The sequence below is a fragment of the Micromonospora sp. WMMD710 genome (genome assembly GCF_029626045.1).
Lineage (GTDB): Bacteria > Actinomycetota > Actinomycetes > Mycobacteriales > Micromonosporaceae > Micromonospora.
This window is the reverse complement of the sequence record NZ_JARUBD010000001.1, coordinates 6,237,356-6,252,948: the sequence shown is the minus strand read 5'-3', so window position 1 is coordinate 6,252,948 and position 15,593 is coordinate 6,237,356. Positions and strand designations below refer to the sequence as shown.

At 70.1% G+C, this 15,593-nt stretch carries 17 protein-coding genes and 4 tRNA genes; 4 read left to right on the top strand and 17 right to left on the bottom strand.

The features are described from left to right. Positions 1–24: 24 nt before the first annotated feature. The 11 genes from rplA to O7620_RS28940 form a co-directional block, all read right to left on the bottom strand. A complete protein-coding gene (gene rplA, locus O7620_RS28990; protein WP_151488758.1) occupies positions 25–741 on the bottom strand; it encodes a 50S ribosomal protein L1 in 717 nt (238 codons plus the stop codon). Positions 742–818: 77 nt separating this feature from the next. Beyond that, positions 819–1,250, bottom strand: coding sequence for a 50S ribosomal protein L11 (gene rplK / locus O7620_RS28985; protein WP_151488757.1), 432 nt, complete (start codon positions 1,248–1,250; stop codon positions 819–821). 189 nt (positions 1,251–1,439) lie between these two features. Beyond that, the gene (gene nusG, locus O7620_RS28980; protein ID WP_139582412.1) at positions 1,440–2,162 is read right to left on the bottom strand and encodes a transcription termination/antitermination protein NusG; all 723 of its coding nucleotides are present in this window, start codon (positions 2,160–2,162) and stop codon (positions 1,440–1,442) included. Positions 2,163–2,201: 39 nt separating this feature from the next. Next, a complete protein-coding gene (secE, locus tag O7620_RS28975) occupies positions 2,202–2,594 on the bottom strand; it encodes a preprotein translocase subunit SecE (RefSeq protein WP_151488755.1) in 393 nt (130 codons plus the stop codon). Positions 2,595–2,805: 211 nt separating this feature from the next. Then, positions 2,806–2,878 (bottom strand) — tRNA-Trp (locus tag O7620_RS28970). A gap of 129 nt (positions 2,879–3,007) precedes the next feature. Further along, complete coding sequence (locus O7620_RS28965) at positions 3,008–3,400, bottom strand: MaoC family dehydratase (protein ID WP_151488754.1); 393 nt, start codon at positions 3,398–3,400, stop codon at positions 3,008–3,010. A 1-nt stretch (position 3,401) separates the two neighbouring features. Beyond that, the gene (locus O7620_RS28960; RefSeq protein ID WP_151488753.1) at positions 3,402–3,848 is read right to left on the bottom strand and encodes a MaoC family dehydratase N-terminal domain-containing protein; all 447 of its coding nucleotides are present in this window, start codon (positions 3,846–3,848) and stop codon (positions 3,402–3,404) included. Between the two features lie 129 nt (positions 3,849–3,977). Beyond that, positions 3,978–4,145, bottom strand: coding sequence for a 50S ribosomal protein L33 (gene rpmG, locus O7620_RS28955; RefSeq protein WP_092378713.1), 168 nt, complete (start codon positions 4,143–4,145; stop codon positions 3,978–3,980). A gap of 133 nt (positions 4,146–4,278) precedes the next feature. Beyond that, positions 4,279–4,351: transfer RNA gene (locus O7620_RS28950), tRNA-Met, on the bottom strand. 24 nt (positions 4,352–4,375) lie between these two features. After that, a tRNA-Thr gene (locus tag O7620_RS28945) sits at positions 4,376–4,448 on the bottom strand. Between the two features lie 93 nt (positions 4,449–4,541). Beyond that, complete coding sequence (locus tag O7620_RS28940) at positions 4,542–7,067, bottom strand: bifunctional diguanylate cyclase/phosphodiesterase (RefSeq protein ID WP_278126302.1); 2,526 nt, start codon at positions 7,065–7,067, stop codon at positions 4,542–4,544. Between the two features lie 49 nt (positions 7,068–7,116). On the opposite strand from O7620_RS28940, the gene O7620_RS28935 reads away from it, so the two are divergent. After that, positions 7,117–7,272 carry a hypothetical protein gene (locus tag O7620_RS28935; protein WP_192580167.1) on the top strand — a complete coding sequence of 52 codons (156 nt, stop codon included), beginning with the start codon at positions 7,117–7,119 and terminating at the stop codon, positions 7,270–7,272. A 378-nt stretch (positions 7,273–7,650) separates the two neighbouring features. On the opposite strand, the gene O7620_RS28930 is transcribed toward O7620_RS28935, so the two are convergent. Together O7620_RS28930 and O7620_RS28925 are read right to left on the bottom strand one after the other, a co-directional pair. After that, entirely contained in the window at positions 7,651–8,577 is a 927-nt protein-coding gene (locus O7620_RS28930) for an epoxide hydrolase (RefSeq protein WP_278126301.1), read from the bottom strand. 169 nt (positions 8,578–8,746) lie between these two features. After that, positions 8,747–8,830: transfer RNA gene (locus O7620_RS28925), tRNA-Tyr, on the bottom strand. 147 nt (positions 8,831–8,977) lie between these two features. On the opposite strand from O7620_RS28925, the gene O7620_RS28920 reads away from it, so the two are divergent. Together O7620_RS28920 and O7620_RS28915 are read left to right on the top strand one after the other, a co-directional pair. Continuing rightward, complete coding sequence (locus O7620_RS28920) at positions 8,978–9,472, top strand: YajQ family cyclic di-GMP-binding protein (RefSeq protein WP_151488738.1); 495 nt, start codon at positions 8,978–8,980, stop codon at positions 9,470–9,472. Positions 9,473–9,702: 230 nt separating this feature from the next. Beyond that, positions 9,703–10,137, top strand: coding sequence for a hypothetical protein (locus tag O7620_RS28915; RefSeq protein WP_278126299.1), 435 nt, complete (start codon positions 9,703–9,705; stop codon positions 10,135–10,137). Between the two features lie 66 nt (positions 10,138–10,203). On the opposite strand, the gene O7620_RS28910 is transcribed toward O7620_RS28915, so the two are convergent. Next, positions 10,204–10,731, bottom strand: coding sequence for a dihydrofolate reductase family protein (locus O7620_RS28910; RefSeq protein ID WP_278126298.1), 528 nt, complete (start codon positions 10,729–10,731; stop codon positions 10,204–10,206). Between the two features lie 71 nt (positions 10,732–10,802). Between O7620_RS28910 and O7620_RS28905 the strand changes: the two genes are divergently transcribed. Then, the gene (locus O7620_RS28905) at positions 10,803–11,603 is read left to right on the top strand and encodes a MerR family transcriptional regulator (RefSeq protein ID WP_278126297.1); all 801 of its coding nucleotides are present in this window, start codon (positions 10,803–10,805) and stop codon (positions 11,601–11,603) included. Between the two features lie 73 nt (positions 11,604–11,676). Here O7620_RS28905 and O7620_RS28900 read toward each other — a convergent pair whose 3' ends face one another. From O7620_RS28900 to O7620_RS28890, 3 genes are all read right to left on the bottom strand, one after another. Next, positions 11,677–12,936 carry an MFS transporter gene (locus O7620_RS28900; RefSeq protein WP_278126296.1) on the bottom strand — a complete coding sequence of 420 codons (1,260 nt, stop codon included), beginning with the start codon at positions 12,934–12,936 and terminating at the stop codon, positions 11,677–11,679. A gap of 144 nt (positions 12,937–13,080) precedes the next feature. After that, the gene (gene htpX / locus O7620_RS28895; RefSeq protein WP_278126295.1) at positions 13,081–13,956 is read right to left on the bottom strand and encodes a zinc metalloprotease HtpX; all 876 of its coding nucleotides are present in this window, start codon (positions 13,954–13,956) and stop codon (positions 13,081–13,083) included. 111 nt (positions 13,957–14,067) lie between these two features. Continuing rightward, a complete protein-coding gene (locus tag O7620_RS28890; RefSeq protein WP_278126294.1) occupies positions 14,068–15,552 on the bottom strand; it encodes a proton-conducting transporter membrane subunit in 1,485 nt (494 codons plus the stop codon). Positions 15,553–15,593 lie beyond the last annotated feature (41 nt).

Below are 15,593 nucleotides of genomic sequence, written 5' to 3'. Positions count from 1 at the left end.
CCCGGCGGAGCGAACAGGTCGGGCTCAGGCCTCGGCCGGCTCCTCGGTGAGGTTCTTCACCAGGTTGGGGTCGACCGGGACACCCGGGCCCATCGTGGTGGTGAGGATGACCTTGCGGAGGTACTTGCCCTTCGCCGCGGACGGCTTGGCCCGCAGCACCTCGTCGAGCACCGCCGCGTAGTTGTCCACCAGCTGGCTCTCCGTGAAGGAGGCCTTGCCGATGATCAGGTGCAGGTTGGAGTGCTTGTCCACCCGGAAGGTGATCTTGCCGCCCTTGATGTCCTGCACCGCCTTGGTGACGTCCATGGTCACCGTGCCGGTCTTCGGGTTCGGCATGAGACCGCGCGGGCCCAGGATCCGCGCGATCCGGCCGATCTTGGCCATCTGGTCCGGCGTGGCGATCGCCGCGTCGAAGTCGAGCCAACCACCCTGGATCCGGGCGACCAGCTCGTCGGTGCCCACCTCGTCGGCACCCGCCGCGGCGGCCTCCTCGGCCTTCGCGCCGCCGGCGAAGACGATCACGCGGGCGGTCTTACCGGTGCCGTGCGGCAGGTTGACCGTGCCGCGGACCATCTGGTCCGCCTTGCGGGGGTCGACGCCGAGGCGCATGGCGACCTCGACCGTGGCGTCGAACTTGACGTTGGTGGTCTCCTTGGCCAGCTTCACGGCCTCGGCGGGGGTGTAGAGCTTGGACCGGTCGATGACGTCGGCGGCCTTGCGGTAGCTCTTGCTGCGCTGCATTGCTGATTACTCCTGTGGTCTCTGGCGGGCCGCTCGGCGCGAGCCCTCCCACGATCGGGTCGTCGGCGGGGCCGACGTCAGTCGTTGACGGTGATGCCCATCGACCGGGCGGTGCCGGCGATGATCTTCTCGGCCTGGTCCAGGTCGTTGGCGTTGAGGTCGGCCATCTTCTTCTCGGCGATCTCACGCAGCTGGGCGCGGCTGACCGAACCCACCTTCTCGGCCTGCGGGACGCCCGAGCCCTTCTGCACACCGGCGGCCTTGATCAGCAGCCGGGCGGCGGGCGGGGTCTTCAGCACGAAGGTGAAGGTGCGGTCCTCGTACACGCTGATCTCGGCGGGGACGATGTCGCCCCGCTGGGACTCGGTCTGCGCGTTGTAGGACTTGCAGAACTCCATGATGTTCACGCCGTGCTGGCCGAGCGCGGGGCCGACCGGCGGCGCCGGCGTGGCCTGGCCCGCCGGCAGCTGAAGCGTGAACGTCTTGACGAGCTTCTTCTTCGGAGGCATGTCACTTCCTGGGGCTTGGAGCTGGGAAAATGCGGCTGAACACCGCCCTGTCGGGCGCGCACGGTCAGCGCGGTGCGACAGCGGTGACGTTCAAGAGTAGCGCAGGCCGCAGCCCGCTCGTCCGCCGAGGTCGAGCGGGAGGGCGAACGCCGTCACCGGCGGCGGGCCAGGCCCGCCGCCGACGACCGGTCAGATCTTGGCGACCTGGTTGAAGTTGAGCTCCACCGGGGTCTCCCGGCCGAAGATCGACACCAGCACCTTGAGCTTCTGCTGGTCGGCGTTGATCTCGCTGATCGTGGCCGGCAGCGACGCGAACGCGCCGTCGGTGACGGTGACGGAGTCACCCACCTCGAAGTCGAGAACCTTGATCTCCGGCTTCGCCTTCTTCTGCTCGGTCTCGACGGCCGGCGCCAGCCACTTCAACACCTCGTCGAGGGAGAGCGGCGCGGGCCGGTCGGCCCGGTCGGTCGCGCCGACGAAGCCGGTCACGCCCGGGGTGTTACGGACACACGAGTAGGACTCGGCGGTCAGCTCCATCCGGACCAGGATGTAACCGGGGAAGACCTTGGCCTGGATCTGCGAACGCTTACCGTTCTTGACCTCGACCTCTTCCCGGGTCGGCACCTCGACCTGGTAGATGAAGTCCTCCATGTCGAGGCTCGTGATCCGGGTCTCGAGGTTGGTCTTGACCTTGTTCTCGTAGCCGGCGTACGAGTGCACCACGTACCAGTCGCCCGGCGCGTAGCGCAGCTTCTGCCTCAGCTCGGCGACCGGGTCGTACTCCTCGTCCGGCTCGGGCTCGGTCGTTGGGAACTCCGGCTCGCTGGCGGCCTCGACCGACTCGTCACCAGCCGCCGTCGCGACGGTGGACTGCTCGTCCACCGGTCCGGCGGTCTCGTCGTACTCAGGCACGCTCGCTCACTTCCGTCACTATCGGCTGGAGGCAGCCGGTCAGCTCGAGTTGCCAAAGACAAACAGCACGACCTTGGCGAAGCCGTAGTCCAGCACACCGACGATCGTCAGCATCACCGCGACGAACGTCACCACCACGGCGGTGTAGGTCAGCAACTCCTTGCGGGTCGGCCAGATGACCTTACGCAGTTCGGCCACGACCTCGCGGAAAAACCGGGCGACGCGGCCGAAGACGCCCACCCGACCGGTCTCCGACCGGGTGGTCGGCCGGCTGTCCGCCGACTCCGCGCGGGCACGCGACCGCGTCGCGGTGCCTCCCCGAGAGACCGGCTCGTCCGCGCTGGTGGCGTCGTCGTCGGCTACCTCGTCGACGACATCGTCGTCCAGACGATCGTCGCCGGCGTCCTCGCCGCGCCGCTTGTTGTCGGCCACTTCGCCCTCCGTCGCGGAATCTCGGGTCACACGCCGGGTGGCGTGCGCGGCGCTGGTCACGCCGGCCGGGCCCAACCGTCCCGCGACGGGCCGCGGCCGGTGGATCAACCGGGGGCCCGAATGCCTCGGACCACCCCGCCGATGCCACCACCACGGGCCGGACGCCGCCATGTCGGCGGCGCGACCCACGGGAACGGTCAGGCCTGAGGCGCAGGGGTGACAGGACTTGAACCTGCAGCCTGCGGTTTTGGAGACCGCTGCTCTGCCAATTGAGCTACACCCCTGTGCGGCAACACTCGCCCCACCCGGTCACAGACGACCGAGCAGGGGTCACTTGCCCCACGGCGGACCAGTGTACGGGTAGCCGCCCGACTTTCCCAACCGGTCTCCCCGCCACGCGTGGCGGGCCCGGTTCAGCGTGCGGTCCGGATGACCGCCCGGGCCTGCGCGAGCACCTTCTCGCCCAGACAGGTGGCCGTCACGTCGAGCCGGGTGAGGCCGTCCTCGGTGACGTCACGGACCTTCGCGGTGACCTCGATCTCGGTCCCCTGGTCGTCGTCCGGCACCACCACCGGGCGGGTGAAGCGGACCCCGTACTCGACCACCGCGTCGGGCGCCCCGGCCCACTCGGCGACCGCCCGGCCGACCAGAGCCATGGTGAACATGCCGTGGGCGATCACCCCGGGCAGCCCCACCTTCGTGGCGACCCGGTCGCTCCAGTGGATCGGGTTGAAGTCACCCGACGCGCCGGCGTAACGGATCAGGTCCGCACGGGTCACCTGGAACGTCTTGGCTGGCAGTTCCATCTCAGGCCTCCCCACGAATGACGTACCTGGCCCACACGGCAACCACCGGTTCCCCGGCGACGGTGCTCACGTCGGTGCGCGTGGTCAGGAAGCCGTGCCCGCCCCGGGTGCTGACGTCCTCGATGGTGTTGGTGCAGACCAGCTCGTCGCCGGCGACCACCGGCCGGGTGTACGCGAACCGCTGGTCGCCGTGCACCAGCCGGCTGTAGTCGACGCCCAGGGCCGGATCCTCGATGATCTGACGGCTCGCCGCCATCGTCACGATCACCGGAAAGGTCGGCGGCGCCACCACGTCCGGGTGGCCCAGCGCCTGGGCGGCCTCCGGGTCGTGGTGAGCCGCGTCGGTGGCACCGATGGCGGACGCGAACTCACGGATCTTTTCTCGGCCCACCTGGTAGGGGGCGGTCGGCGGATACGTCCGGCCGACGAAGGAAGGGTCCAGAGGCATGCCGCGAACCTACACGGAAAGCACAATCGCCGACCTGATCGGTAGGCGGCGGCGAAGCCGCGCCAAACCGGTCAGATCGGCGATCGAGAAAAACGTCAGAACAATGACCGGCGCGGAGCCGGCCATGAATCAGCGGGTCTCGCGGTGGGCCGTGTGCCGACCGTCACGCGGGCAGAACTTCTTCAGCTCGATGCGGTCGGGGTCGTTGCGCCGGTTCTTGCGCGTGATGTAGTTGCGCTCCTTGCACTCCACACACGCCAAAGTGATCTTCGGCCGGACATCGGTAGCCTTCGCCACGGCGGAGTGCCTTCCTCGCTAACGGAAACGAACTACGACGCGCCAGCCTAGTCGCTGACTGCGCGGACATGCAAAGTGGGCGCCAGTGGCGCCCATCCCCACGACCACCGAGAACGAGCTCGGAAGGCGAGAGTAGCGGTGGCCGGACTTGAACCGGCGACACAGCGATTATGAGCCGCTTGCTCTACCATCTGAGCTACACCGCCGCGGTGGGTCCAGCTGAACCCTCGAGCCCCCTTACGGAATCGAACCGTAGACCTTCTCCTTACCATGGAGACGCTCTGCCGACTGAGCTAAGGGGGCCTGCGCGATCTCCCCGTGGGGCGCGCAGAAGTTAGAATACACGGCCCGGCTCGGCAGGTGAAATCGGATCCCCGGTGATCGTCTTCGCCCAGCTCAGGGCACGACACGCAGGCGCGGAAGCTCCGGACCGGAGATCGTCTCCGGGTCCACCTGGGCGCCGAACCAGGCGGCCAGCCGCTCGTACGGCAGCGGCCGACTGAACAGGAAGCCCTGCCCGATCTCGCAGCCGATGTCCTGCAGAAGCTCCAGGGTCAGTTCGCTCTCCACGCCCTCGGCGACCACGGCCAGGCCGAACTGCTGAGAGAGCGTCACCACCGCGTTCACGATCGCCAGGTCGCCCGGATCGGTCGCCATGCCCTGCACGAACGAGCGGTCCACCTTCACCTCGTGCACCGGCAGCCGGCGCAGGTGCGCCAGGGACGAGTCCCCGGTGCCGAAGTCGTCCACCGACAGCCGTACGCCGAGGTCGCGCAACCGTTGCAGGGTCGGGATGGGCCGGTCCGTGCCGTCCAGCACGCCCGCCTCGGTGATCTCCAGGGTCAGGCGCTGCGCCGGCACCCCGTACTCGGTCAGCAACTCCTGCACCCGATCCGGGAAGTGCTGGTCGGTGAGCGTCCGGGCGGCCAGGTTGACCGCGATGGGCAGCGGCTGGTTGGCCTCGGCCCAGTCCCGGCTGCGACGCAGCCCCTCACGCAGCACCACCTCGGTGAGCCGACTCAACTGCCCGGTGTGCTCGGCCACCGCGACGAAGTCCTCCGGAGCGACGGTGCCGTGCGTCGGATGCTCCCACCGGGCCAGACACTCCACGCCGACCAGGCGGCGGTCCCGCAACGTCACCTTCGGCTGGAAGTAGACCTCCAGCTCGTCCTGGTCGAGGGCCTGGCGCAGGTCGCCGGCGAGACCCAACCGGCGCAGCGACCGGGATTCCAGGGCGGGGTTGAACAGCTGCACGCTGCCCGGCACCGACTTGGCCGCCGTGGCGGCCAGGTCCACCCGTAGCAGCAGGGTCGCCGCGTCGCTGCCGTGATCCGGGTGTACGGCCACCCCGACGGCGGTGTTGACGTCGAGGGTGAGCGCGTCGAAGACCATCTCGTCGCGGATCTGGTCACGCAACTGGCCCGCCAACTCCAACGCCGCGGCGGCGCTCTCCAGCCGCAACGTCACCAGGAACTCGTCCCCGCCGACGCGGCCGACAAGGGCCGACGACGGCGCGCTGGCCCGCAACCGGTTGGCGACCTCGACGAGGACCTTGTCGCCCGCCGCGTGACCGAGGGACTCGTTGACCTGGCGCAGCCCGTCGACGTCGAACAGCAGCAACGCCACCACCTCGTCGGGCGCCCCGATCTTGACCGACTCGTCGAGCGCCCCGGTGATCCGCCGCCGGTTGGGCAACCGCGTCAGGGTGTCGTGGTACGCGTCGTGCCGCAGCCGGTCGACCAGCCGGGAATTCTCCAGGGCGACGGCCGCGTGCGCGGCCACGGTCTCGAGCACAGGTACGTCGGCCCGGGTGAAGTGGCCGACGTCGCTGAGCCGGTTGACCACCTCCAACGTGCCGATCACGACCTGCCCCGACCGCAGCGGAACGACGATGACGTCCTTCACCTGACGGCCGTCCATCGCATGCCGGACCTCCGCGTCCCCGCCGAGCAGTCGCCCGAGAGTGACGTTCTGCCCCTCCTTGAAAGCCCGTTCACGAATCACCGACGAGGTGGGCGCCACGTCGAGCAGACCCCGGTCATCCAGCCGCGCGGTCAGCAGCACTTCAGGATGCCGGCCCTGCGCCGGCAGCCAGAGAGTCGCGTACTCGGCCTGCATCAGGGTGCGGATGCGGTCCAGCAGCACATCCGCGAGGACGTCGCCGGGGCCCGAGCCGGTCATCGCCCTGGTCAGCTCGTACATGTCCCCCAGCGTCCGGTGCTGACGAAGGAACCGGGAGTACGCGCGGTAGAGCATGACGCCGGCGACGGTGATGGCCACCAGGAGCAGGGCCGACCACAGAGTCGTCACCAACGCGATCAGAATGAGGAGACCCACCGCCACGTTGAGCGCGGTGGTGAGGAAGACCTGCACGGCCATCGCCGTCGCACCGCGCAGCCCCTGCCACCCCTGCAGCAGCGTGATGACACCGACGACCGACGCCAGACTGATCAGGGTGTTGGCGCTGACCGCGAGGAACAGCAATCCCCAGGTGGCCGGTCCCACCCCGTCGAACGGTCTGGCGGTCACCACGACCAGGCCCGCCACCGACACGCCGGCGGCGTCCCGAGCGACGTTGAACCAGAACTTCGGCGGCGGATAGCGGCGATGGGCCTGTGTGACGACCGCGGCGATGGTCGCCATCAGGACCACGAGCACCGGTGACAGCCAGTACAGCCCCAGCACCAGCGGTATCTCGGTGAGGGTGACCACGACGGCCTGGCGCCGGACGACGAAACTCAGCGTGGGTACGCCCGCCACCACCATGACAAGCACGAGCAACCCCGCGACCAGCAGGTCGCGGGGTTCGATGGTCTCAGTGACGGCCAGAAACGTGGTGATGAGGATGGCCAGAACGGCCAGGGGCCCGGTGATCAGCCACGCACGGTCCGTCGATCGACGGGGGACGTTGTTGGCCGGCACTCCTGTGTCCCCTCATCGGTGGCGCTGGCGCACGCTGGCATCAACGCCCGTGGGCAACGACTCCTGCCCCACTCTGGCTGGCCGGTGCGCCCCATTCAACCCCTGCGGTCTGGAAATCGCCGCCACCGACGACGACAACGCCACCGACGACTACTACCAGACCCATGGTCGCCATGATCAGACCGAGCAGCCGGCCACGCGTTAGACCAGACATCGGGAACTCCTACCATCAGGGGTGTCAGAAAACTGCGTTCCCCGATGGTGCCACAGCGGTGGCAGAGGGGGAAAGTTCCACGACCCACCCGGCCGGCGGACCGGGAACTTACGAGCCGGTCGGCCTGCCCACTCACCACGTCTGGCCAGATCCTCTTACCGTCCGACCGATCGCTGCCGCCAAACAAACGACAAGCTCCGCTATCAACCCCTAAGCCGCTTAGCGCCCCTACCGGACCTGGGATCTCGCTGTGCCACCTCGAGATCAGCCGGACGGCGCTCCGCCTCCCCGGGACCGAGACCGAGACCGGCGACCATGCGTGGCTCGCCTGCAGCAGATTGTGACGCCTCAGGCAGTAAACCACAATCATCAATGCACGGTGGATCGCCGCCGTACCGGGTCGACCCTTGGCGAGGTCCGGCCCCGACATGGCCGCGGGCGCCGACACGACGACGTCGTGGCCGACGGGGCGGTCGTCAGCGAGTAGCCGATCGTCTGCGGTCGGGTGGACTGCTCCGGGAGGTAGCCGAAGCCGTCCGTCGTGAACAGGTTGAGAGCGTCGTGCGCCGCTCGTTCCTGTTCGGACTTCGCCGGCAACTGGTCCTTGATACCGATCGCCCCGGCCAACAGGTTCACGTGGATGCCGAGCAGCCCATCAGGCCCCTGCCGGCCCATCGCGTCGGTCACGGCCGCGCCCACGTCGCCCCCCTGCGCGACGTACCGCGGGTAGCCGAGACGGTCCATCATCAGCACCGCCCAGGCGCGCGCCATGCGGTTCGAGTCCCAACCGGGCTCGGCCGGCTCGCCCGAAAAGCCGTAGCCAGGCAGGGACGGCAGCACCAGGTGGAACGCATCCTCGGGTGAGCCGCCGTGCGCGGTCGGGTCGGTGAGCGGGCCGACGACCCCGAGCAGCTCGACGTCCGAGCCCGGCCAACCGTGCGTCATGATCAGCGGAAGGGCGGTCTCATGCTGCGACCGCACGTGGATGACATGGATCTCGACGCCGTCGATGACGGTCGTGTACTGCGGCAGGGCGTTCAGCTTCGCCTCGAGCGTGCGCCAGTCATGCTCCGTCGCCCAGTAACGGGCCACCTCCTGGATCGTCGCCAACTGCACGCCCTGGGAACGATCGGCGGCCAGCTCGCGGGTGGGCCAGCGCGTGCCCGCAACCCGGCGACGCAGGTCAGTGATCACTTCTTCCGGCGTGTCCAGCCGGAAGGGGCGAATTTCGATGTCGTCGGACATGTCCTGCACCTGCCGAATCGGGTCGACCTGCGCGCCGGCGCGGCTGGGCACGCGCTCAGTCTCGCAGCGACGGCGACCGCTGGACCGAAGCGCGATTTCACCCCGAGTCCGGCTTACCGGGTTCGCTGCGGGTTCATCGCTGGACGCAGTGGGACTCGGCCAGACGAACGACAACGGCCCCCGATCAGCATCTCTGCTGGTCAGGGGCCGTATCTGCACCTGGTGGCGGGTAGAGGATTCGAACCTCTGTAGCTTTCGCGACGGATTTACAGTCCGCTCCCATTGGCCGCTCGGGCAACCCGCCAGGGCACCCCACCGCGTCGCAACGCGGCGGCGGAAGCAAGGATAGCGGCTCCCCCCGGGCCTGGTGCAACCGGGTACGGTCAGGGGGTCGTGCCGCTGGTCGGTGGCCGACAACAGGCCCAGACCGCCGGACAGCAGGAGCATCAGCATGGCAGCGAACCCGTCGTTCGACATCGTGAGCAAGGTCGACCGCCAGGAGGTCGACAACGCCCTCCGTCAGGCGGAGAAGGAGCTCGCAACGCGGTTCGACTTCCGTGGCACCGGCGCGGAGATCTCCTGGTCCGGCGAGGAGGCGATCGGCCTCCAGGCGGAGACCGAGGAGCGGGTCGCCGCTGCGCTGGACGTGTTCAAGGAGAAGTTGGTCAAGCGGAACATCTCGCTGAAGTCGCTGGACGCTGGCGATCCGCGGCCGTCCGGCAAGGTTTTCAAGATCGACTGCAAGGTGATCCAGGGCATCGAGACCGACAAGGCCAAGGCGATCAGCAAGAAGATCCGCGATGAGGGCCCCAAGGGCGTTCAGGCCCAGATCCAGGGCGACCAACTGCGGGTCACCGGCAAGAAGCGCGACGACCTCCAGGCGGTCATCTCGCTGCTCAAGGGTGAGGACTTCGGCGTCGCCCTCCAGTTCACCAACTACAGGTAAGGGCGCCCGGTTTGGCCTGGCGATCGCGTTGGCCATGCCTTGTCAGATAGGCAACGTCGTCACCGGTAGTCGTCGTGGGTCGCTCACGATCGCCCTCCGACGGCCTGGTGACGACCTGGGCCTCGTCGGCACGCTCGGAGCTTGCGTGTCCTCTGCTAGCGGACCCTACGACTGCGACCGGGGCGTCGCGCACTCCCGAGGGGACGGGGGACTCCGCTAACGTCTGGCTGGTGGTGGCCGAAGCAGCGGGGGCATTTCGTCGGACAGCAATGGAGCGATCGGACCAGCGCATCGCCTGGGACCGGACGGACCAGGCTTTCTTCGCTGCCGGCGCGTGTCACATCCTGGCCTGGGTGTGCCGGGACTTCTACCCAGATCGGCCGATCGAGATCGCAGGTGTGCGCTCGGCAGGCGGCTGGCAGGTCTTCCACGTCTACGCGCTCTGGAATAGCTGGGCGTTCGATCATTCAGGTTGGAACTCCGAGCCGGAGCTGTTGGCGACCAACACAGCCTTCGAAGGCCGCCAACTGGAGAGCGTCAAGATCACGGAGAGTCTCGCCGAATTCTGCGAGACGCACCACTCCCGTATGCCGCATCAGTACTGGCAGGACCCGCTCGCCCGCGCTCGTGCCTATGTGCGCCTGTACACCCCACCCTGGGCGTAGTTCCTACTGGCCTGCGTCCGGATCGCCAGGCTGCGCCGGTGCTGCCTCCATGCCGTCCACCGACTGTCAGCGGACGACGCTGTACCAGTGCGCGGTCTCGCCCGGAATCGGTGCCAGGCGCACCTGTTCCCCGCCCGGGTCGTCGAACATGCGCACGCCGTCCCCGAGCAGCACCGGCGCGAAGAAGATCAGGATCTCGTCGAGCAGCCCGGCGCGGAGGCACTGCTTGGCCACGTCCGCGCCGAGGATGTTCACGTACTTCTCGCCGGCGGCCTCCTTGGCCTGTGCGACGGCGCTGTCGAGGTCACCGACGAACGTGACATCCGCGGATGGCTCGTCCGGCGGCCGGTGGGTCAGGACGAACACCGGTCCGTGGTACTGGCCGCCGAACGCGCCTTCGCTCTCGGTGCCGCGGTTCGGGTCGTCGCCGCCGAAGGTGCGGTTGCCGGCCAGGATCGCGCCGACGTCGGCCAGCAGGCGGTCCGCCGTCGGGTTGTCGCCGGCGAGGTGTTCGGTCAGCCAGGACATGTCCCCGCCGGGGCCGGCGATATAGCCGTCGAGCGATGCCGTCGCCGAGTAGAGCAGTTTGGCCATGGTTCCCCTCCCGTCGACGGGTCAGGCTGCGGCTTGCAACCGGTACCCGGGTACGGGCTTACCGTCGGGTGGTGACCGACGAACGCCCTGCGGCGGACGACGCCTGGGTTCCTGAATCCTGCAGCCTACCCACGGCGGAGCGGCCGGTCCGCCTCGCCGAGTTTGACAGTTTCTTCGCCGTGGCTGTCCGGTGGTTCGACCGGCCGTCCGCGCAACGCCTGCGGCTGCACCTGACCGGTACGGAGCAGGCGGAGCGCTCCGCACGGGACCTGGCCGCCCGGGAGTCGGCGTGTTGTTCGTTCTTCACCTTCGAGGTGACCCGGAGTGGCCCGGACGCGGTGACCATGGAGGCGCGGGTGCCGGCCTCGCACGTCGGCATCCTCGATGCCCTCACCGAACGGGTGCGAAGCGGCGGCACCCCAACGGGAGGCGGCACGCCGGCGCCGGACGCGCCCTGGTTGCGCAGCGGTCAGCTGGCGACCGCGGCGGGGGTGAATCCGCAGACCCTGCGCTACTACGAGCGTCGCGGCCTGCTCAGCGCGCCTCGGCGCTCACCCGGCGGGCACCGGCTGTACCCGGCGGACGCGGTCACCCGGTTGCGGGTCGTCAAGACGGCCCAGCGCCTCGGTTTCACCCTGGGTGAGGTGGCCGACCTGCTCGACGCGGGGCGGCACGAGCCGGGTGCGGGCCTGCCCGCCCGGGCCAGGGCGAAGCTGGCCGAGGTGGAGCGGAGGTTGGTCGACCTGACAGCCGTCCGGGACACCCTGCGGGCGGCTGTCGAGGCCGGCTGCGACGACCTGGTGGACTGCGCCGGCACCTCATGGTGCCCGCTGCCGTTTCCGGATCCGCCGCCCATCCCTGCGGCACGCTGAGATCGACCCGGGTTCCTGGATGTCGGGGCATCCGCTTTGGCGGGACACCGCGGTGTGCAGGAACCCGAGTTGATCAGACGGCGATCGGCTCTTCGGCGCGTACCGCCGATGTTTCCGCGCGGGCGATGGGCCCGGCGGGCAGCGCGGCGACCCCGGCCGCGACGGCGACCGCCGCCCCGGCGAACAGGAACGCCCACGGCACGCCGCCGGCGTGGTCCACGATGAGGCCGGCCCCCGCGCCGCCGGCGGCGCTCGCCGCCACCGCGACGGTGACCACCCAGGTGTACGCCTCGTTCAGCATGCCCGTCGGGGCGATCCGCCCGACCAGGGTGTTCTCCAGGGTCAGCGCGGGAGCGATGGTGGCACCGCCGACGATCAGCGCGATGCCCAGCGCCAGCGGTGTGGGCATCACCGCGAACACCACGAAGGTGCCGGCCAGCGCGGCGAGCAGCCCGGCGAACTGCCGGGTCATGTTCGGTGCCGGACGGCGGACGCCGAACCAGAACCCGCCGACGGCGCTGCCGATCCCCCACACGGCCAGCAGGAGCCCGGCGAGGCTCTCCGGATCGTCGGTGGTGTAGTCGCGGGCGTACGCCGGAACGGTCACGCCGGCGGCGCCGAACGCGATGCCGAGGCCGGCCACGCAGACCAGCAGGGCCGGGAAGCCGGCGACGCGCAGTGGGCCGAGCCCTCGGGCCTGGTGCTCGCGGGGGTGCGACCGCCAGCCGCGCATCACCTGGCCGAGGGCCACGGCGGTGGTGCCGACCAGGGTGACCACGGCCGCTCCGATCAGGGCCGCCGCCGCGTCGGCGACCAGCACGAAGCCGGCCACGAGCAGCGGGCCGAGCACGAAGACGATCTCGAACAGCGTGGTCTCCGCGGCGAGCGCGGTGTTGCGCAGGGCGGAGCGGCCCGAGGCGGGACCGGTCAGTTCGTTCCACGCACCGCGGATGGCGGCGGTGAGCGGCGGGTAGGTCGCCCCGGCGACGCCGGACGCCAGGTAGATGGCCGCGAGGGCGTCCTCGCCCGACCTGCTGGCCAGCAGCAGCCCGGTGAGCGCCAGAGGGTGGGCCACGGCGGTGACCAGGAGGACGGGGCTGGGGCCGACCCGGTCGGCGACCCGCCCGGCCACCGGGCTGAGCGCGGCACCGGCGATGGCGTAGATGCCGCCCGCCACGGCGGCGAGCGCGTACCGCCCGGTCACCTGCTCGACCACCAGCAGCAGCGCCAGCGGTGTCATGCCGATCCCGAGACGCCCGATGATGCCGGTGACCAGCAGCATCGGCGCGCCGGGGATCCGCCAGACACCCAGGTACTGACGCAGCGCGGCCACCGTGAACCTCCCAAGGATGTAATGAGCGTGAGCCGTTACGACCCTAACGCCGACGCTTGCCGGCGGGTACCGGATATCGGCCCCGACACAGCACTCCGCCCGCACCCGGGGCGACCGGGTACGGGCGGAGTGAGGATCAGCGGGTCAGCGCTGGAACTGCACCGGCCCCGAGTTGGCGGCCATCCGCTCCAGGCGGGCGACCCGGTCCTCCATCTTCGGGTGGGTGGAGAAGAGCGCGGCCACCGCGCCACCGGAGAACGGGTTGGCGATCATGAGGTGGGCGGTGCTGGTGAGCGTGCCCTGGGCCGGCAGCGGGCGCCGACGGGCCACGGCGTCGATCTTGCGCAGTGCGCTGGCCAGGGCCAGCGGGTCGCGGCTCAGCTCGGCACCCGAAGCGTCCGCCTGGAACTCGCGGCTCCGGCTGATCGCCAGCTGGATGATGGTGGCCGCGATCGGACCCAGGATCAGGGTCAGCAGCAGCACGGCCGGGTTCGGCGAATCCTCGTCGTCCCCACCGCCCAGCGGGATGAACCAGGCGATGTTAGCCAGGAACGTGACGATGCCGGCCAGACCGGCCGCCACGCTGGAGATCAGGATGTCGCGGTTGTAGACGTGCGACAGCTCGTGGCCGATCACGCCGCGCAGCTCGCGGTAGTCGAGGATCTCGGTGATGCCCTGGGTCACGCAGACCGCCGCGTGCTGCGGGTTACGACCCGTGGCGAACGCGTTGGGCTGCGCGGTCGGGCTGACGTACAGCCGCGGCATCGGCTGCCGGGCCTCGGCCGCCAGTTCACGGACCATCCGGTACAGCTCGGGGAACTGCGCCTCACTGACCGGTTGCGCGCGCATCGAGCGCAACGCGAGCTTGTCGGAGTAGAAGTAGGAAATGCCGTTCATGACCAGGGAAATGAGGACGGCGATGACCAGGCCGCCACTGCCGCCGAACCCGTAGCCCACCGCGAGGATCAGGGCGGTGAGCAGGCCGAGCAGCGCGGCGGTCTTCAGACGGTTGTGGTGCACGATCTCTCCTTCGGTGCACGGATCGCCGGGATCCGCTGACCGGTCCAACAACCCGGTACCCGTCAACCATCCGTCTCAACGCTGAGAGTTCACTGAGACTGGATCGGCAGGTCAGCGCCCGGCCAGGTCGAGCACCAACTGCGGGGCGACACCCACCACCACGGCGGCCACCGTGGCCACCGCCAGCACCACCGCCACCACACCCACCAGGGGTATGGCCACCGCGCCGCCCGCCGCCGTCGGTGGTGTCGACGGCGCCCACAGGGCGGCGGTCACGCGCAGGTAGTAGGCCAGCCCGATCACCGCGTTCAGCGCCACCACCAGCGCCAGCCAACCCGCGCCACCGTCGAGCAGCGCCCGGACCACGGTCACCTTCGCGAACAGCCCGGCCAGCCCCGGAGGCAGGCCGGCGAGGCCCACCAGCGCGAGACCGAGCGCCACGCCGCGCCACGGGTGCTGGCGGGCCGCCCCGCGCAGGTCGTCGAGCGTGCCGCCGTCCGCCCCCACCGGGCGCAGCGCGGTCACCCCCGCGAACGCGGCCAGCTCCAGCAGCACGAAGAACACGGCGTACGCCACCGCGGCCGCGTACGCCGCCGAGCGGGCCTCACCCGTACGGCCGGCGGCGAGCGCCAACGCGCCCAGCGGGGCGAGGATGTAACCGGCCTGCGCGACGGACGACCAGGCGAGCAGCCGGACGGTACGCCGCTGACGCAGCGCGACCAGATTGCCGACGGTCATGGTGAGCACCGCGAGCACGGCGAGCACCGGGCCGGTCTGGTCGGCCGGCAGCGCCCGCTGCACCACGGCCAGCAGCGCGACGAGCCCGCCCAGCTTCGACGCCGTGGACAGGTACGCGGCGACCGGCAGCGGCGCCCCGTCGTAGGTGGCCGGCGCCCAGGCGTGGAACGGCACGGCCGCCACCTTGAACGCCAACCCGACCAGCAGCAACGCCACCGCGGCGGTGGTCAGTGGCAGGTCCCGCAGCTCCGGCCGTTCGGCCAGCAGCGCGCCGAGCCGATCCAGGTGCAGCCCGCCGGTCACCGCGTACAGCAGCGCCGCGCCGAGCAGCGTCACGCTGGTGGCCACCACGCTGACAACGAAGAAGGTCACCGCCGCCTCGGCGCTGGCCAGGCTCCCGCGACGCAGGCCGACCAGCACATACAGCGGCAGGGTCAGCGTCTCCAGGGCGACGATCAGGGTGATCAGGTCGCCGGCCGCGCCGAGCACCACGCCGCCGGTCATCGAGCAGGCCAGCAGGAAGCAGTACTCCCCCACCGGCGACCGCCCGGCCCGCAGCGCGGGTGCGGACAACCCGAGCACGCCAAGCGTCAGCAGCGCCACCACCGCACCGACCAGGGCCGCGCGTCCGCCGAAGACCCAGGAGCAGTCGGCGCCGGCGCAGAACGTCCGCCGCTCGCCGGCCGCGCCGACCAGGGCCGCGCCGACCGCGGTGCCGAGGGCGCCCAGCCCGGCCACCACGACCGTGACCCGAGGCCGCGCCAGCAGCAGGTCGGTGATCAGCACGAGTACGGCGGTGCCGGCGGCCAGATAGGCCGGCAGCAGCGCCACGCTGTCCACGCTCTGCACCACGCTCATCTGCGCCTGCCCTCGTTCACGACCGCGGTGCTCCGCTTCGC